The following is an 18320-nucleotide window of genomic DNA, read 5'->3' on the forward strand; positions in this document are numbered from 1 at the left end:
GCTGGCTGGCTGGCTGGCTGGCTGGCTGGCTGGCTGGCTGGCTGGCTGGCTGGCTGGCTGGCTGGCTGGCTGGCTGGGCGATGAACTAGCTGTTGGAACGGGGGCGTTGCACGATGCTAGAGCTAGGACTAGTATTAGAATTTATGCCACAATGCAACTTTAACCTTTTGCAACTTTGCAACCAACTTTTTATAGACTCCAGCCTTATGAGTTAGTATCAGCATTTGGATAATCCTGCCACACTGCACCATTACACCTTTGCCACTATACAACTTATATGAGTGCAAAGTCCAGTATTCCTACATTTCTAATTACTGCACCAATACACCAAAACAACTTTGCAACTTTACCACATATAACATCCATAAAAACTTTGCCATAAAGTTGCTTTGCAACAACGCAACTTATTACCTTCGCCACATTACAACTAAACAACACTGTCACATACAATCTTTGTTGTTTTGCAACTTTGCAACTACACAACTTTCAACTGTTGCAACAACGCAACTTTATTGCGTTACACCATTACAGCTAAGTGGCCATGCCACAATGCCACTTTGCAACTAACTATCTAACGACTCCAAATCTTCTGGCTTTCCGCATGAATCAACCCCACGTACTCGCATTCGCCACCCAGAAGGGAGGCGCTGGTAAGTCGACCATCGGCACGCACATGGCCTCGGCGCTGTGCTACTACTATGGCTACAAGGTGGCCATGGTGGACTGCGACTACCCGCAGAACTCCCTCCACGCCTACCGCCTCGAAGAGCAGAACCGGCTGCAGTCGGAAGCCCCGTTTCAGGCCCGCCTGCTGAAGCAGGGCATCCCGCCGTACCCAGTCATCATTTCCAGCGTGGAGAAGGCGGTCAGTTCTATCGAAGGGTTGTTTGAGCAGGATTACGATTTCATCCTGGTGGATACGCCCGGTACGGTGAACGTGGTGGGGCTCCCGGAACTGCTCCGGCTGGTGGATTACATCTTCCTGCCAATCGAGCCGGACAAGGGCTCGATTGCCTCCACCATGTCCTACATGGGCATCCTGGGTCAGTTTGTGCAGGCCCGCGACGAGGACTCGAACCTGTTGGGCTTCTACGCCTTCTGGAACAAGTTTGTAAAGTCCGAGAAAAAAGGGATTTATGACAAGACGGAAGAGCTGTTTCAGGAGAAAGGCCTGCCCTTGCTTAAGAGCCGGGTGGAGCTGCTGATGACCTACAAGGAAAATCGCTCCACGATGTTTCCGCTGCCCGAGCGTGACCTCAACCGCCTTGGCCTGGGTCAGCTTATTCAGGAAATCCTGACCCTCGTGGTGGGGGAGGGGGCGGTCACGCCCTCGGGTAAAACCATTTCGTTTACGGCCCCGGCCGTCGAATCAGCTCCCGGCGCGTAGCCCTACGGCTCATCAGCCGCTGCTTTTCCTCTCAAATTTCAAGCCTGCATCCTCCTTCGTCATGGCCAAAGCCTCCACTAAGAAACCCAAACTCACCCCGGAAGAACAAATGGCCGAGCTGGCCCGCCTGACGGGCTCCGTCGCGGCCATCAGCCACATGGGTACCAGTCAGCCTTTCGTACTGCCGACCCCGGCCCCGGAGACTACGCCGGCGGCTACGGCCCTGGAGCCGGCCCCGGTGCCCGTCGAAGCCGCGCCCCCGGTACCAGCAGCAGAACCGGAACCGTCGGCGCCGGTCGCACCTGTTGCCGCTACGGAGCCCGCGCCTCAGTTAGCTGCGGCTCCCGAGCCAGCCGCCATTGCAGCACCAGTAGAACCAAAGGGAGAAAAAGTATCTGCCGTGGCGGCACCGGCACCGCCGGCCGCTCCGGCGGCTGAGTTACCCGTTGCAGACGACCAAGAAGAAGAAGCGGTGGAAGCGGAGGCTACGCCGACGCCAGCTGCCACGGGGGACGGCAAGGATAAGCTGGACCTGACTTCCCTCTTTGCCGATTCGGCGGAGAAGAAGACCTTTCAGATTCGCATCACGGCCAGCCACCAGCAGTTTTTCCAACAGATGGGCTTGCTGCTGGGTGGGGGAGCTTCCTCGACCGATGTGATTCACAACATCCTCTCCCAGTTCAAGGCCGCAAACGAGGTCCAGATTCAGAAAGCGTTTCAGCGGCAGCTGCGCCAGATGATGTCGCCCAAGAAGTAAGCGTTTCCGTTAGCGGCTATTCCGCTGGCCCGGCCTGATTAAAAGGCTGGTCGGCTCAAGTTCACTATATCAAATTCTCCTCTCCGCTGCCGGCCCACCTGGGCAGGGTAGGGGAGGGGCCCTGTTCTCTACCAGCAATGCGTACCAGCAGTACTTCCTTTTACAGCCCCCAAGGTGCGTCGAAGCAACGTGGCGGGCGGTAAGCGTTTGACCGTGATGGCCCTGCTGCTGGCCAGTACGGTAGCCGGTGCCACCTGTTTGGCGGCCGAGAATAACCTGGCCTCGCCTGGGGACAGTGCTACCGTTGACTCGCTGCGCGAAGTGGCCCGGCGGCGGCTGCCGGATTCGGTCCGGTTTCAGACGCTGCGCGCGCTGAGCGACGCGCTGTTTGCCCAGGATGAGCCGGAGGCCCGCCGGGTAGGGGAGCAGGCCGTGCAGCTGGCCCGCCATCGACGGGACTGGCCGGGCGTGGCCGATGCCCTGTACCAGTTGGTGGTGAACTGTGAGCGGGCAGCCGACTACGTGGCCGCCATGCAGTACAGCCAGGAGGGTGCCGGCGTGGCCAAGGTGCACCAATTGCCCGACGAGTGGCGCTTCACCCAATGCATGGGGCTGGTAGCGGTCGATACTAAAGATGTGAAAGCAGGCCTGAAATACATGCGGCAGGCTTACCAGCAGCAAGGAGCCGTGGGTAACGTTCCACCCCGGGAACGGGGCGGGCTGCTGCTCAACCTGGCCAACACCTTTCTGGTCATGCAGCGCTACGACTCGGTGCTGCACTACGCTACCCGGGCCCTGCCCTACATGCAGCGCGCCAGGGATGCCCGCGGCCTGGGCTACGTGTACCAGTTTCGGGGCGAGGTGTACGCCATGATTCAACCCCAAAGCAGGGCTACGCTGGATTCAGCGGCCACGAATATGAACCGGGCCCTGCGCATTATGCAACGCCACGGGTTTCGGCCCCAGATAGCCAGCTCGGCGCTGGCCCTGGCCCGCGTGTACCGGCTGCAAGGGCTGCCGGCCGTCTCGCAGCGCATGGCGGAACTGGCGCTCGCCCTGGCCCGCGAGCTGAAAATGCCCGACTACGAAGCCGACGCGCTGGCTAGCCTCGCCTGGGCGCACGCCGACCAGGGCCGGATGCGGCGCTCCTTCGACCTAGACAACCGGGCCCAGGACCTGCGCGATTCTCTGTTCAACGGCGACAAGGCGCAGGCCCTGGCCCAGCTGCAGGTGCGCTACGACGTGAAACTGCTCACTGAGCAGAAGCGGGCCGCCGAGTTTGAGCAGCGCAGCCAGCGGGCGCAGCTGCACTCGCTGTGGCTGCTGCTGGGCGGGCTCACGACCACCATCGGGGTGGGCAGCTGGCTGTACTGGCGGCTGCGGCGGCAGAAAGCGCTGCTGGCCGTAGCCAACCAAGCCAACTGCCGGTCCGTGGCCGAAAAGGAGGTGCTGCTGCAGGAAATCCACCACCGCGTAAAAAACAATCTGCAGCTGGTGAGTGGCCTGCTGGGCTGGCAGGCCAGCACCCTGCCTGAACCCACCCTGGTGGCCGCGCTGGATGCCAGCCGGGTAAGAATTCAGAGCATGGCTTTAGTCCATGAATTCTTATATCAAGCCGATAATCTGGCCGAAGTACGCATGGACCAGTACCTGCGCGAACTGCTTGATTCTCTGAAAACGGCGCTTACTACGCCCGAACAAACCATCCAGTTGAGTACGGACCTGGCCCCGGTAATCATGAGCCCCAAAGAGGCCAGCACGCTGGGCCTTGTGGTCAACGAAATAGTGACCAATGCGTACAAGCACGCTTTTCAGGGCCTTGCCCAGGGCCATCTGCACGTTTCCTTCGCCAGCCGCCCCACCGGCTTTCAGCTCGTTATCGCCGATGACGGGGCCGGTATGCCGGCCGGGGACGCGCCGGCGAAAGCCCACTCCCTGGGTATGCAGCTGGTCCGCACGCTCACCAAACAGCTGAAAGCGAAGCTGTCGGTGACCCGTTCCTTTCCCACGGGCACGCAGATAGAGGTTACTCGTGAATGACGAGCCTACCGGCGTGTTCCTTATCCCACCCTATGTCTACCATTCTCATAGTTGAAGATGAATTGCTTATAGCCGCTGAGATAGAACGCACGCTGGTTCGTCTCGGCCACACTCCACTCGAACCCGTCGACAACAGCGATGAGGCCCTGCGCGTGCTGGCCACGCAGCCCGTGGAGTTGGTGCTGATGGACATCAACATTGCCGGCGACTGTGACGGCATCGCGGCCGCCTTGCTTATTCGCCGACAGTTTGCCGTCCCGGTGGTGTTCCTTACGGCCCGCTCCGACGCCGACACCCTGAACCGCGCCAAGCTGGCCCAGCCCTACGGCTACCTGGTCAAGCCCTTCACCGATGATTCGCTGCGGGTGCAGGTCGAGCTGGCCCTTTACAATGCCTATCAGGCCGGCCCCACCGGCCCCGTCCTGGACACCGCCAATGCCGCCGACACGGAGGTGTTGGGAGCGGCCGAGCGCTGCCCCAAGTTCAAGGACTACCTGTTTGTGCGCAAGGGCTCCGGCCACGTTAAGGTGCTGCTCGCCGATATTCTCTATTTCGAAGCCCTGCAGAATTTCGTGCGGATGCACACGGTGCGGGAAAAGTTCGTGTTCGATTCCACGATGAAGGAGCTGGAGCAGAAGCTGCCTGACCAATTCTTTAAAACCCACCGCTCCTATATCGTGAATCTGGACCGTGTACAGGCTTATGAGGAGAGTAGCGTTTTGCTCGGCGAGGACTACGTGCCCGTCAGCCGTTCATCCAAGGACGAATTGAAAAACCGCATTCATCTGGTGGGGTAGCCTAATGCCCGCTATTAATGATTAGCATTCAGGCGACAAAATCCACCGTAGCGGTTGCAGAACCCGCAGCCAAGTCTCTCGAATCGGTTGTTTGCACTCCCAACCGTCCGGAAAGGCTAGGCTGACAGGCCATTGGAAGAGCAGAGCGTCAACCTGCAGCTTGCGGGCCTTAGGGGCAGTATTTCGTTTTTGGGCCTGCCTCGTTCAGCCGTTTCGCGGAGCCGGCTGTTACAGGGCTGTACGTTCTTTTTCACCCGTTTTCATTCTTCCGTTTATGGATTTGCATTTTGTCCGCCGCGGCACCGGCCGCCCCCTGTTACTGGTTCACGGCATCGGCGGCAGCTGGCGGTCCTGGAACACCATCATCGACGCGCTGGCCGCCGAGCGCGACGTTATCGCCGTGGACTTGCCCGGCCACGGCGAAACCCCCAAGATGACCGGCGAAAACTCCATCGCCACCTTAGCCGACGCGGTGACGTCCTTTCTCACTCAACATGACCTGCTCGGGATTGATGCCGTGGGCAGTTCGATGGGCGCGCGGCTGGTGCTGGAATTAGCCCGGCGCGGCGGTGTACTCGGCGCCGTGGTTTCGCTGGACCCGGGCGGATTTTGGCAGGGCTGGCAGATTCCTTTTTTCTACCACTCGGTGGACCTGTCGGTGAAGCTGGTGAAGGCCCTGCAGCCGGTGATGCCCGCCCTGGCCGGCTCGGCGGTGGGCCGCACGGTGTTGCTCCCGCAGTTTTCGGCCCGCCCCTGGGCCGTAGATTCGCAGCAGGCCATCGACGAGATGTACACCTTCGCCCACTCGCCGGCCTTTGACGAATTGCTCGACCAATTGGCGCACGGCGAAGTGCAGCAGCCCGCACCCAAGGGCAGCATCCCCGGGCCGCTGGTCATTGGCTGGGGCCGGCAGGACCGGGTGTGCCTGCCGAGCCAGTCGACGCTGGCGCTGGCGAAGTTCCCGGATGCGCGCCTGTACTGGTTCGAGCACTGCGGCCACTTCCCACAGTGGGACCAGCCCGCCGAAGCCACGCGCCTGATTCTGGCCGCCACCAGCCGCCAGCCCTTCACCGATGAATCCATTGCTTTGTCAAAATCAGCAGTGGCGGCACCGACTTTGCCGAAGGCGGCCGTCGTGGCAGCCGCACTGGCGCTGCTAGCCGGTGGCCTCTGGCTGCTCTCGTCGCGGGGAAAGCGGGGGCGTTAGCCCGGCGAGCACCCCGACGTAAGCACGATGGCTGCCCGGGTTCCCAGGCATAATAAAGCCCCGGCCCTGTATCAGGGCCGGGGCTTTCGTTTTCAATTACGTACTCGCTTAGCTGCTCTGGGCACCGCGTACCTCTCTGTTAGTGACAAAGACAATCAGGTCGCGGCTAAGCTTGTCCTGCCCGGTGATAAAAAGGCCGTGCGGGACGCCGCAGCTAATGCAAGGAGCTTATTACTTGCTGTCGGTGTCCAGGCTATTCAAGTAGGCCACTAGCGCGGTACGCTCGGCCGGGGTTACGGCGTAGAACGGGTGCGGCGCGGTCTTGCCCCGCTTGGGATTTAGCAGCTCGTCGAGGCTGTGCACGGAATCGTCGTGCAGAAACACGGGCTTGCGGGCCAGGTCCAGCAGCAGGGGCAGCGCGTTGCCGCGAATGCCGCCGCCGGGGCTGGCATCCACTACCACCATTTTGTCATCGAACGTGCCGGGGGCATTCTGAATGGGGGTGAGCGGGGCCTGCCGCTGGGCCAGCACCTTGGGCGCGTAGCCGGGCCAGATGACTTTCATCGGCACCAGCTTGGACTGGACGGCCACGCCCTGGTTGGTGTTGTGGCAGGACGTACAGTTTTGCGAAATGAACAGCGCCCGGCCGCTGGCTACCTGCGCGGCATTGCGCACCACGCCCTTGGGCGCTTGCAGGCTCGACACGTAGGCGTTCAGGTCGCGCAGCTTCTGCTCGTCCACGCGCTTGCCGGTGGGCGTGGGCGGGTCGCCGGCTTTGCCCTGCATATGGGCCGTGACGAAGGGGTAGCCGGTGACGCCCGTGGCGGCCAGCACCTTGGCGTAGCCGGCCACAATGGAGTCGCCGCCCGCCGCGCCCAAGGCGTGCATGAACTGCCGCCCGCCGGGCGAGAGCAGGTTGCTCTGGTCGAACAGGGCCGTGTAGACCGTGTTGTTGAAGTCATCCAGCTGGTCGTTCTGGCCCGACGAGCCGTAGGGCGCGGCCAAATCCTGCCGGAAGAAGGGCGTGATGTGCACGGAGTTGCCGTTACCGTCGGGCGAGTCGTCGAAGGTGCCCACGGGGTAGAACTTCGGGTTACTTAAGTAGGCATCCACCTCGGCTTCGGTCGATTTGGCCGTCAGGCCCTTCGGGGCGCGGCCGATGGTGCTGCCATCGGGCTGCTGCAGCTGCAAGGTGGGAAACAGGGCGCGCGAGTTGGCGGCCGTGGCCAGCAGCTTGCCCACGTTCAGGCCGTGCGGCGTGGGGCCGTCGATGCGCTTGCCAATCGTGCCTTTGCCCGTCAGCTCGTACATCGACTTATCGGTGATGGCGTGGCACAGCGCGCAGGTCACGCCCACCTTGCCGCCCTTGGGCACCATGCCGATGACGGCGTTGGCCTTTACCAGCGCATCCAGCGTGGCGGGGTCGTTGAGCTTGGGGGCTTTGGCGGGCGAATGGTCGGTTTTTAGCTCGCTGGCGAAGGCCGCTTTCAAGTCGGCCGGCATGGCGTCCACGTCGAAGCTGACCCCGGCTTTCAGCGCATCGAGCACCGTGAGCTTGGCGGCTTTCATGCCCTGGGGCATCCGCACGGCATCGGTCCAGAAGCCCTCGTCGCCGAAGGTTTCGTTGCGGTACACGTCGCGGCCAACCTCAGCATTGCCGGTGCGCAGCGCCACGGGCGTGGCCCCGGTGCCGGCGGTGTCCGTCGCCGCTTGGGTGGTGGAAGTTTCGGTACTCGTCTTGGTATCGGAACCGCCCTGGCAGGCGGCCGCCGCCACCACGGCAAGGCCCGAAACAAGAAGGGCGGGCACGCGGAAGTGGTGCAGGTTGGCCATCAGGTCAGGAGTTAAGGTAAAAATGAGAGATGAAACAGGTTAATTAGGAAGATGCTGCTTAGGTAGGCGCTGCCCCTAGCGGGCCATGCGGGAGAGCACGGCCAAAGCGGCGCGCGCCCGGGTTTTCACGGTGGCCAGTGGAATGGCCAGCTGCTCGGCCGTCTCGGCCTGGGTGCAGCCGCCGAAATAGAGCAGGTCCATGACTTCCCGCTGCCGGGGCTTTAGTTGCACGATGAGCTCGCGCACGCCAATGTGCTCGGGATAAAAGGCCGTGGGAGCCGGGCTATAGTGTGCTCCGGCAGCCTCCAGCGACGGATTGCCGCGGTGAAAGCGATGGCGCGGACTGCGCAGGGCATCAATGGCCTGGTTGCAGCATACGCGCACCATCCAGGTAAACAGACGGCCCCGCGTGGCCTCGTAGCTGCCAATGCTGAGCCAGACCTTGAGCAAGCCTTCCTGCAGCACGTCCTGGGCCATCGCCTCGTCCTGCACCACCCGCAGAATGACGGTGAACAGATTCCGGGCGTACTGCTCGTACAACTGCCCCAGAGCGCGCTCGTCCCGGGCCAGCAGGCGCTGCACCAGCTCATGCTCGGCCGGGGCCGGGAGTAAAGCCACGGGGCTAGGTAGCGAAGTAGTAGTTTGGGGCATATAAGCTGGCAAAGCATAGCTGCGCCACGAATGCGGCCCGACACCCGCTTATACGGCCGATAAGTAAGCAGTGTTTATCCACCGTGACGAAGTGGCCTTTTAGCGGGACGAACAGCAATATTTCTTAAGCAGTTGGCCCAGCCAATAGCTGTACTTAAGAGACAAATTGCCGCAGAAACTGCTGAATGCCCTCGTTGCAGCTGCGCGAAGAGGTCAGGTGCGTGCCATCGTGCAGCGTGAGCAGGTACTCGCCGTGCGTCCAGGGCCGCAGTTCTTTGATGTGAGTGGTGTTCACAATCAGCGAGCGGTGAATGCGCAGGAAGCGGGCCGGGTCGAGCTGGCTGGCCAGCTGGGTGAGCGTGGCGCGCACTAGGTGGGTTTCACCGGGCGCGTGCACCGTGACGTAGTTGCCGGTGGCTTCGAGGTAATGCACCTGCTCGACGGGCACGAAGTAGAAGCGCCCGGGCTGCTTAATCAGCAGCTGGGTGGAAAAAGGCATCGGCGGCGGGGCGGGCAGCGCCTGCACCAGCGCCGCCCAGGCCGGTGCGGCCACCTGACTGGCCCGCTGGCGCACGTGGGCCAGGCAGCGCGCGAAGCGGTCCGGGTCCAGGGGCTTGAGCAGGTAATCCACGGCGTGGGCCTCAAAAGCTTGCAGCGTATACCGGTCGTAGGCTGTCACGAATACCACCAACGGCCGCGGCTGGGCCGGCAATTGCTGCAACACCTGCAGGCCGTTGCAATCGGGCATCTGCACGTCCAGAAACACTAAATCCACGGCCGGTCCGTGCGAGAGCGCGGCCACCGCCTCGGCCCCGGTGCCGCACTCGCCCGCGATGACAAAGCCCGGCTGGCCGGCCAGCAGCTGGGCAATGCGCCGGCGGGCCAGCGGCTCATCGTCCACAATCAGGGTTTGAATGGGGGCCATTGCCACGGATTAGTGGTGAAAGGGTAGTTCGATGCGCACCACGGTGCCCTGCCCGGCCGCGGGCAGCAGGCGCAGCGCGTACCGGTCGTCGTAGAGGGCGCGCAGGCGCTGCTCGGTATTTTCGAGGCCCACGCCCCGGGGGCCGGCCTGCTCAGGGCCGGGGCCGGAGTCGCGCACCTGCACCACCAGCTGCTGGCCCTGCCGCTCGGCGGCAATATGCAGGCGGCCGGTGCCCCCCGCGCTCAGGCCGTGGCGCACGGCATTTTCCACCAGGGGCTGCAGCAGCAGGTGCGGAATCAGGGCCGAGAGCGCAGCTGGGTCCACCTCGTAGGTCACAGCCAGCCGGTCAGAAAATCGCACCTGCTCCATGTCCAGATACAGCTCCACGAAGTGTAGCTCCTGCGCCAGCGGCACCTGCTGAGCATCGGAGTGGTCGAGCACCAGGCGCAGAAACTCGCCGAGCTTGGCCATCATGCGCTGGGCGGCGGCGGGCTCGTCGCCGATGAGGGTGGCAATGGCGTTGAGAGTATTGAACAAAAAGTGCGGGTTGAGCTGCTGCTTGAGGGCGTGCAGCTGGGCCTGCACCAGTTGCATTTCCAGGCGCACTGCGTCGAGGTTGCGGCGCTGCCACTTGTCGTGGTAGTCGAGGGCGTAGGCCACGAACAGCACCATCCAGTAGAGCGGAATCCAGAAATTAAATCCCGCCAGAATCGTGACCCATGAAACGGGCGCATTCGAGCCGCCTACCAGGTAGAGTGTGGCCATGAACAAGGCCCGGTAGGCCACCGTGAGGGCCACGCTGGCGGCCGCGTGCACCAGCAGGTAGGGCAGCCAGCGGGCGCGGCCGGCCGTGAGGTCGAAGCGCGCTGCCAGCACAAACACCACCGGTGTGAGCAGGGTCCCAATCAGCCCGTACAGCAGCGGCCCCAGCAGCACCGTGCGCCATTGCAACGGCCCGGTGCCCGTAATGGCCTGCCCGTACGCCACCAGCATCATGAAGAAGGCAAACGCCCCCCACGCGGCCGCCATGCGCAGCCAGGAGATGCGGAAAAATAGGAGCATAGGGAAGGTCAACAGCCGATTCCGTTCAACGGGGAATACTCCCGCCGAGTTAAAAACGAATGGCGAGCGCAGCCGGGCAAGTCATCACTCTGCGCCCCGCTAATCATTCGCTCGTGGCGGTTGCTCAACTCGGTGTGGCGTCTGGAAACAAGGGGTTGATAAGCCGATTCAAACTGGAAAGAATGGCAAATGGGCCATTTACGTGCTTTTGACAGCCCGCCTACCCGCTTAGTGAGCCGTCCAGCAAGTTCTGCAACAGCCAAGCTTCTTTTCTCTAAAATTCAGGCTTGAATGTGGTGCCGTTCGTGTATCGGGGCTGCACCTCACCATCGAATTCTAACCATTCGTCAACTTTCTACCCAAGCGGTTTATAGCCCGGATAGGTTTGTAGCGTCAAATCACGGTTTGGCAAGTTCACGCCCGGGCCGGTCGGCCTGGGGTGCCACGCTATTTCCCCGCGATGCTCAGCGCCTATTCCTGGGGCCAGTTTGGCCTTTTCGTTTTGGTTGTGGTTGTTCTCTACTACCTGGTGGTGGGCCTGCTCTACTACCGGGTAGAACTCACGGCCCTGCTGACGCCGGGCAAAAAGCTGGCCGGTGCCCAGCTCGCCGGCGTGGGCGGCAGCACGGTGACTCCGCCCTCACTGGTGCGCCCCACCTCGGCCTTCGTGAAGGCCACGCCAGCGGCCACCGAAGCCCGAGAGGAAGCCGATGACGCGGAACGTCCCGAAGCCGGCGCGGACCAGAACCTGCCGGCTGCCGCCGAGCCATTGGTCAGCGGGGCACTTCCTGACTCCACCGGCACGGCTACTGGCCACGATGAAAGCACCAGCGATACCGCCCCGATGGAGGCGACGGCCGCCGCGGGCGACGAGGCGCAGGCACAGGATGAAAACCGCACCGAGGAAGCCGACCAGGCCGACGAGCACCTGGCTGCGCTGGTCCGACGCGAAGCCCACAACCTGCCCCAGGAATCCGAGACTGCGGATAAGGCAACTGGCGGGGTGCTGGAGCCTGAAACCGTGCAGCTGCCCCTGGTGGCCGATGGCTACGAGCCGCTGGCCAGCTTCGAGGAACCGGTAGCCTCGCGGTTGGACATCGCCCCGGTGGGTTTACCCAAGCTAGTGTCCGCCGCCTCGGTCGCCGAGTACCTGACCCTGCTGCAAGCTGGTCAGCAGCCCGCGCCGCCGGTCGAGCTGGCCGGCACCACCCTGGCCGAGCAAATGGCCCAGCAGATGGCCCTCAACCACGCCGAGCTGGATGACCTATTCGGCCCCGACGATGAGTAGCGCGGCCTGCTTTCTCCCTAATCATTGATTCCCGACTCCTTTTCCTTTGCCATGACTAAGAAACCTTTCGTTACCTCGCTGGCCCTCGTGGTCTTGCTATTCAGCTCGCAACTACTTTACGCCCAGACCGGGGGCGGCAATGGCACGGCCGGCATTCAGGATGCCACCACCCAGGTCACCAGCTACTTCGACCCGCTTACCAAGCTCATGTACGCCATCGGGGCGGTGCTGGGCCTGGTGGGGGCCATCAAGGTGTATGGCAAATGGAACTCCGGCGACCAGGACACCCAGAAAACGGCCGTGTCGTGGTTTGGCTCGATGATTTTCCTGGTCATCGTGGCCACGGTGGTGCGCTCCTTCTTCCTCTAAGCCGCTGCCATGCCCATCTACGACCTCAATCGCGGCATCAACAAGCCCGTCGAATTCAAGGGACTGGTGGGCAGCAACATCTACTTTCTGGCCGCCGGCATCGGGCTGGTGTTTGCCCTGTTCGTGACCTGCTACCTGCTGGGCCTGCCGCTGGTGCTCACCGTGCTGGTCACCTTCCTGGCCGGTGGCGGGATGTGGGCCGGCGTATTCGCCCTGAACCGCCGCTTTGGCGAGCATGGGCTGATGAAGGCCGCCGCCCGGCGCTCGTCGCCCAAATACATCACCAACCGGCACAGCCGCTTATTCCAACGCCTCAACGAGGACCCAACCAGCCGCTAGGCGCGGCTGGTTTTGGGTGCTTTCTTCAGCTTATGAGCAATAAGGTTCTGCCCTCCGTTTCCCTGGAATCCAAGCAGCCCATCTACAAGGTGGAAAAGGATTGCCTCATTTCGAAAAATGCGGACGTGACCGTGGCGTTTCGGCTGGATTTGCCCGAAATCTTCACGCTCTCGCGCGAAGACTATGCCCAGTTGCAGGCCGCCTTCGTGAAGGCCGTGCGCCTGCTGCCCGACCACTGCGTGGTGCACAAGCAGGACTGGTACGTGGAGGATAAGTACGCGCCCGGCTTCGAGGCCGAGCGCACGCTGCTGTCGTCGGCCTACGAGCGCCACTTCAACGAGCGGCCCTTCCTCAACCACTTCTGCTACCTCTACATCACCAAAACCTCGTCGGAGCGGCCCAACTGGGGCAGCACGTCGGGGCTGCTGGCCCGGCGCAATATCGTGCCGAAAGATATGCTCGACACCAAGGTGCTGGAGAGCTTTTTCGACAATGTGGGCCAGTTCGTGCGCACCCTGGAAGGGGTGGGGCCGACCAACGCTCCCTACATCCGCTCGCACCGCCTGACCTCGGATGAGCTGGCCGGCACGGCCGATAAAGCCGGGTTGCTGGAAAAGTACCTGGCGCTGGATTTGTCCGACCAGGCCCTGCAGGTGGACCTGGATTTGACCGAAGGGCTGAAAGTGGGCGCGGAGTTCTGCCAGATGTTTTCGGTGGCCAACCTCGATGACCTGCCCACCTCGGTGGAAACCGACATTCGCTACGAGCAATACAGCACCGAATACTCGGACTTCCCCATTTCGTTTGCCGCGCCGCTGGGGCTGCTGCTGGGTGCCAACCACATCCTGAACCAGTACGTGTTTCTGGACAACACCCAGAAGACCGTCAAAACCTTCGAGCAGAAGAAGGACCGGCTCAACTCGCTCTCGCTCTACTCGCGGCAGAACGCCATCAACTTCGAGTATTACAATGCCTTCCTCAACGAGCTGATTGCCCACAAGCGCCGGCCGGTGCGGGTGCACTGCAACGTGCTCACCTGGGGCCGGCACGAGGAGGAGCTGACCGAGGTGCGCAAGCTGGTAAACGCGGCCTTCAACGCCATGAACTGCAAGCCGCGGCAGAACACGGTGGACATCGCCGCGCTCTACTGGGGCGGCATACCGGGAAACGCCGGCGACTTTCCCTCGGAGGAAACCTTCTACACCTTCATCGAGCAGGCCGTCTGCTTCTGGGCCTCCGAAACCAACTACCGCAGCACCGGGGCCACCAAGGGCATCAAGCTCTCCGACCGGCTCACGGGTAAACCCGTGCTGGTGGACATTTCGGATGAGCCGATGAAGAAGCAAATCATCTTCAACCGCAACAAGTTCGTGCTCGGGCCCTCGGGCTCGGGCAAGTCGTTTTTCACCAACCACATGGTGCGCCAGTACTACGAGCAGGGCGCGCACGTGCTGCTGGTGGATACCGGCAACTCCTACAAGGGCCTCTGCGAGCTGGTGGGCGGGGTGTACTTCACTTATGAGGAAGACGACCCGATTGCCTTCAACCCCTTCCTGATTTCGGGCAAGCTGGACGTGGAGAAGAAGGAATCCATCAAAACGCTGCTGCAGGCGCTCTGGAAAAAGGACGACGAAAGCGTGAGCCAGTCGGAGTACGTGTCGCTCTCTACTGCCGTCAGTCTGTACTACGTAATGCTCGAAGCTAACGCGATTATCAAGCCGAGCTTCAACACGTTCTACGAGTTTGTTAAAGGACCTTATCGCAAGATTCTGGAGGAGGAAAGAGTCCGGGAGAAGGATTTCGACATCGATAACTTCATCTACGTGCTCAAGCCCTACTACCGGGGCGGTGAGTATGACTACCTGCTGAACTCCGAGAAAGAGCTGGACCTGGTGCAGGCTCCCTTCATCGTGTTCGAGCTGGACAACATCAAGGACCATCCCATCCTGTTTCCGGTGGTCACGCTCATCATTATGGAAACCTTTATCTCCAAGATGCGCAAGCTGAAAGGGGTGCGGAAGATGATTCTGATTGAAGAGGCCTGGAAGGCGCTGACCACGCCGGGCATGGCCGCCTACATCAAGTACCTCTTTAAGACGGTGCGCAAGTTTTTCGGCGAGGCCATCGTGGTGACGCAGGAAATCGACGACATCATCGGCAACGAGATTGTCAAGGACGCCATCATCAACAACTCGGACTGCAAGATTCTGCTCGACCAGCGCAAGTTCATCAACCGCTTCGATGAGATTCAGGCGCTGCTCTCGCTCACGCCCAAGGAAAAAGACCTGGTGCTGAGCATCAACCGCGACAACAAGGCCACGCGGGGCCGCTACACGGAGGTATTCATCAGCCTGGGTGGGGTCGTGTCGAAAGTGTACGCCATCGAGGTGTCCAAGGAAGAATACGTGACCTACACCACCGAGGAAACCGAGAAAGTGCGGCTGTTTGAGAAGCTCAGGCAGACCGGCGACATGCCCACGGCCATCAAGCTTTTCGCCAATGAGCTGCGCGAAGGGTAGGGCGGCTGATTTCAACCAAAGGGAAAAATCATGAAAACGAAAATCACGCTTCCAATACTAGGCTTGGCCACTTTGCTAATTGGCTGCGGCTCCGACAAGGCTACGACGGCGATGGACAATAGAGCCGTCGAAACAGCTCCTCCAACCGTTTCCACCTCCCCCGTGGCCGTGGCCGCCGTGGCGTTTGCCGATAGCTTAGCGTCGGCTCCCAAAGCCGAAAAAGCTGACATCACCGCCGCCCGGTCTTTCGCGCAGGCCGTGAATACCTGGGAGACCAGCGACCTGAACGGTGCGGTGAAGGAGCACCCCGTGGTGGCCAACATCTGGAAGCGCTACCGCTACGTGCTGCGCACGGTAGTCCGCTCGCGGGGCATGAATCGCGTGAAGCCCGAAGATGTGGTCACTTGGAACGGCTTTACGCCGCAGTGCGAAGAAGCCATGAAAATGCTGCTGCCGCTCATCCAGGAGCCCAACGTGACGGCCACCCAGGCCCTGCCGACGCTGCAGAGCGTGGATTCTAGCATCGGTCGGGTGCGCTTCGCGGCCGAACGGCACATGATGTATTTGGAACACCCCTACACGCGGACACTCTAGCGTCACCTCCTTCAACCACTTGCCTTCCCTATGAAAACGAAGATTGGCATCCTCAGCCTGGCGCTGCTGGGCTTCAGCGCCTCGAAAGCGTCAGCCCAGCTGGTAGTAACGGCCCCGGTGCTGGAAGTGCAAAGCGGCGTACAAACCGGCCTGCAGAACACCATGAAGGGGCTGGAAGCGGCGGCCAACAAGCTGGTAGCCCTGGGCGTGAAAGAACAGGAGCTGACCAAGACCTATTCGCTCAAGAACATGGAGCAGCACAAGGCCTGGTACGACGGGCTGCTGAAAGTGAGCAGCGCAGTGCGCGACTACCGCCGGGTGCGGGCCATTTACGCCAAGCAAACCCAGATTATCTCGACCTACTCCTCGGCCATCAATGTGTTGCGCACCTCGCGCTACATCACGCCGGCCCAACTGACGGAGATGGTATCCATCTACACGAAGATGCTGGCCGAAGGAGCCAACACGGTGTCCGACCTGGCCACCATTACCAGCCCGTCCATGCTCAAGATGACCGACGCGGAACGAATGGAATTCATCGACACGCTGGACGCCAAAATTACTGACCAGCTGGGCCTAGTCAACTACTTCACCCGGCGCAACATGATGGTACTCAAGACCGCCCAGCAGGTCGAACAGGACCACCAGGCGCTGCTCAGCCTCATGGACGCGCACTAACCCTTCCTCTCCCGATGAAAGCATTCACCACCATGTTGCTGCTTGGCCTGGGGCTGAGCGCACAGCAGGGCTTTGCCCAAGCTCCGGCCGTTATTTCCGCGCCCATCGCTGAATCCAGCTCGCGCAAGCAGATTGTGCACCAGGGCGTTTCGACCACCCTATTGGGGCGGGGCAAGGCCCTGGCCGGCGATATGCAAGTGGTAAGCGGCAAGATTAAGGGCATCGTGGACCAGACGCAGGCCCTGCACGCGCAGTGGTACAGCAGTTTGCTACAGATAAGCGCGGGGGTGCGCAACTACCGCCGGGTGCGGGAAATCTACGCCGCGCAGGCCTCGATGATTTCGCAGTTCAGCTCGGGCGTGGCCGACCTGCGCGGGCGCGGCCTCTCCCCAAATCAGGTAACCGAAGCGGCACAAGTGTACCAGGTGCTGCTGCAGGAAAACGTGGCCCTGATTGGCGAGCTGGCCACCATTATGACTGCGAACCGGGCGGAAATGACGGACCCGCAACGCATCAAATTCATCAACAAGATTGGCGACAAGATGCAGCAGCAGCAATACCTGATGACCTATTACACCAATAAATGCCGCGCTGTGGCTCTCTCCCAGCAGCAGGCCATTCAGGACCGGGCGTCGGTGCTCACCCTCGTGGGCGCTAAGCAGTAGCCCTTTCGCTTTCATTCACCAGCCCCAAATCACCCGACTATGGAAATGAATTCCATCACCGCGCAAATGCTCGAAATGGAGCAGATGCTCAGCCGGCTTTATGATTCCATGCTGCCCCTGGTGGCGCAGTTCGTCACTCTGGGCCGGGCCGTGGGCGGGGTGGGAGCCCTCATTTTCATCAGCTCCCGGGTGTGGGGCCACATTGCCCGCGCCGAGCCTATCGACCTGTATCCGTTGCTGCGCCCATTTCTAATTGGGCTGGCCATCCTGCTGTTTCCGCAGCTGCTCGGCGGCCTGCGCGGCATCACCGGCGCGCTGGCATCAAGCACGGACTCGGTCCGGGTGGACCAGACCACCCAGATTACGGCCTTGCAGGACCAAAAAAAGGCGTTGTTGGCCGCCCGGCCCGAAAACAAGTACTTCGCCACGGACGAGGCCTACGAGAAGCGGCTCGACGAACTGGGCATGATGAACATGGGCCAGCAGCTGTCGCTCTCGTTTGATAAGCTCAAGTACGATGTGAACCAGAACTTCCGCGAGTGGATGAAGAACACGTTGGAGCTGTTCCATGTCGCGGCCCGGCTGCTCATCAACGTGCTGGCCACCTTCCTGCTCATCGTGCTGTCGGTGCTAGGACCGCTCACTTTTGGGCTGGCCATCTTCCCAGGCTTCGGCAACTCCATTCCTAAATGGCTGGGGCAATTCATCACCATCAGCCTGTGGGTGCCCGTGGCCAACATTTTCGGAGCCATTATGGGCCAGTTTCAGATAATGATGCTACAGGGCGACATCACCCGCCTGACCTCTAACCAAGGCGTTGACTCGGCCGACTTCGGCTACCTCGTGTTTCTGTGCATTGCCATCACGGGGTACCTGATTATTCCCTTCATCACCGATATGATGATTGCGGCTTCCGGGGCAGGCCAGGCCGCCCGGGCCATGCAATCGGCTATGAGTGGTGGGGCGGCTATGGCTGGCGCGGCGGCAGGTTCAGCCGGGCGGGCGGGCGCGGCCGGCGTATCCGGGGCCGCATCGGGCCTTGGGGCGGCAGTTGGGGCCGGGCAGGCGTTAGCTGGCAATGCTGCCTCGGGCAACATGACGCGGAGTGAGGCCGCAGGTCACCGGGCTGGCACGGCGGTGCGCGAACGGGCGGCCAGCTTCGTCAACCGGCTACGGGGCTAGCCCTGGTTGCGCGGTGATTTCCCACTA

Annotated in this window: 17 protein-coding genes; 13 read left to right on the forward strand and 4 right to left on the reverse strand. The window is 61.6% G+C overall.

Features of this window, described 5'->3' with window-relative positions; all coding sequences use genetic code 11:
- Nucleotides 1-601 precede the first annotated feature (601 nt).
- From I2H31_RS19505 to I2H31_RS19525, 5 genes are all read left to right on the forward strand, one after another.
- Nucleotides 602-1387 (forward strand): ParA family protein, encoded by a 786-nt coding sequence (locus I2H31_RS19505; RefSeq protein ID WP_196294743.1) that lies wholly within the window; start codon nucleotides 602-604, stop codon nucleotides 1385-1387.
- Nucleotides 1388-1448: 61 nt separating this feature from the next.
- Nucleotides 1449-2144, forward strand: a complete 696-nt coding sequence (locus I2H31_RS19510) for a hypothetical protein (RefSeq protein WP_196294744.1) — start codon at nucleotides 1449-1451, stop codon at nucleotides 2142-2144.
- Between the two features lie 174 nt (nucleotides 2145-2318).
- Nucleotides 2319-4184 (forward strand): sensor histidine kinase, encoded by a 1866-nt coding sequence (locus tag I2H31_RS25700; protein WP_196294745.1) that lies wholly within the window; start codon nucleotides 2319-2321, stop codon nucleotides 4182-4184.
- A 32-nt stretch (nucleotides 4185-4216) separates the two neighbouring features.
- Entirely contained in the window at nucleotides 4217-4981 is a 765-nt protein-coding gene (locus I2H31_RS19520) for a LytTR family transcriptional regulator DNA-binding domain-containing protein (RefSeq protein ID WP_196294746.1), read from the forward strand.
- A 274-nt stretch (nucleotides 4982-5255) separates the two neighbouring features.
- Nucleotides 5256-6188, forward strand: a complete 933-nt coding sequence (locus I2H31_RS19525) for an alpha/beta fold hydrolase (protein WP_196294747.1) — start codon at nucleotides 5256-5258, stop codon at nucleotides 6186-6188.
- A 231-nt stretch (nucleotides 6189-6419) separates the two neighbouring features.
- Here I2H31_RS19525 and I2H31_RS19530 read toward each other — a convergent pair whose 3' ends face one another.
- From I2H31_RS19530 to I2H31_RS19545, 4 genes are all read right to left on the reverse strand, one after another.
- Nucleotides 6420-8021: a c-type cytochrome gene (locus I2H31_RS19530; RefSeq protein ID WP_230687942.1), complete on the reverse strand. Its 1602-nt coding sequence runs from the start codon at nucleotides 8019-8021 to the stop codon at nucleotides 6420-6422.
- A gap of 75 nt (nucleotides 8022-8096) precedes the next feature.
- Entirely contained in the window at nucleotides 8097-8639 is a 543-nt protein-coding gene (locus I2H31_RS19535; RefSeq protein WP_317192247.1) for an RNA polymerase sigma factor, read from the reverse strand.
- Nucleotides 8640-8826: 187 nt separating this feature from the next.
- On the reverse strand, nucleotides 8827-9597 hold the full coding sequence (locus I2H31_RS19540; RefSeq protein ID WP_196294749.1) for a LytR/AlgR family response regulator transcription factor: 771 nt from the start codon (nucleotides 9595-9597) through the stop codon (nucleotides 8827-8829).
- A 9-nt stretch (nucleotides 9598-9606) separates the two neighbouring features.
- On the reverse strand, nucleotides 9607-10659 hold the full coding sequence (locus tag I2H31_RS19545; protein WP_196294750.1) for a sensor histidine kinase: 1053 nt from the start codon (nucleotides 10657-10659) through the stop codon (nucleotides 9607-9609).
- A gap of 460 nt (nucleotides 10660-11119) precedes the next feature.
- Between I2H31_RS19545 and I2H31_RS19550 the strand changes: the two genes are divergently transcribed.
- From I2H31_RS19550 to traJ, 8 genes are all read left to right on the forward strand, one after another.
- Nucleotides 11120-11947 carry a hypothetical protein gene (locus tag I2H31_RS19550; RefSeq protein WP_196294751.1) on the forward strand — a complete coding sequence of 276 codons (828 nt, stop codon included), beginning with the start codon at nucleotides 11120-11122 and terminating at the stop codon, nucleotides 11945-11947.
- Nucleotides 11948-11998: 51 nt separating this feature from the next.
- Nucleotides 11999-12316, forward strand: coding sequence for a DUF4134 domain-containing protein (locus tag I2H31_RS19555; protein ID WP_169533834.1), 318 nt, complete (start codon nucleotides 11999-12001; stop codon nucleotides 12314-12316).
- Nucleotides 12317-12325: 9 nt separating this feature from the next.
- Nucleotides 12326-12655: a DUF4133 domain-containing protein gene (locus tag I2H31_RS19560; protein ID WP_196294752.1), complete on the forward strand. Its 330-nt coding sequence runs from the start codon at nucleotides 12326-12328 to the stop codon at nucleotides 12653-12655.
- A gap of 32 nt (nucleotides 12656-12687) precedes the next feature.
- A complete protein-coding gene (locus I2H31_RS19565) occupies nucleotides 12688-15174 on the forward strand; it encodes a TraG family conjugative transposon ATPase (RefSeq protein ID WP_196294753.1) in 2487 nt (828 codons plus the stop codon).
- A 63-nt stretch (nucleotides 15175-15237) separates the two neighbouring features.
- On the forward strand, nucleotides 15238-15768 hold the full coding sequence (locus I2H31_RS19570) for a hypothetical protein (protein WP_196294754.1): 531 nt from the start codon (nucleotides 15238-15240) through the stop codon (nucleotides 15766-15768).
- A 30-nt stretch (nucleotides 15769-15798) separates the two neighbouring features.
- Nucleotides 15799-16446, forward strand: a complete 648-nt coding sequence (locus I2H31_RS19575) for a hypothetical protein (RefSeq protein WP_196294755.1) — start codon at nucleotides 15799-15801, stop codon at nucleotides 16444-16446.
- 14 nt (nucleotides 16447-16460) lie between these two features.
- The gene (locus tag I2H31_RS19580; protein ID WP_196294756.1) at nucleotides 16461-17111 is read left to right on the forward strand and encodes a hypothetical protein; all 651 of its coding nucleotides are present in this window, start codon (nucleotides 16461-16463) and stop codon (nucleotides 17109-17111) included.
- Between the two features lie 45 nt (nucleotides 17112-17156).
- Nucleotides 17157-18293: a conjugative transposon protein TraJ gene (gene traJ, locus I2H31_RS19585; RefSeq protein ID WP_196294757.1), complete on the forward strand. Its 1137-nt coding sequence runs from the start codon at nucleotides 17157-17159 to the stop codon at nucleotides 18291-18293.
- Nucleotides 18294-18320 lie beyond the last annotated feature (27 nt).

Source organism: Hymenobacter ruricola, from assembly GCF_015694525.1.
GTDB classification, from domain to species: domain Bacteria; phylum Bacteroidota; class Bacteroidia; order Cytophagales; family Hymenobacteraceae; genus Hymenobacter; species Hymenobacter ruricola.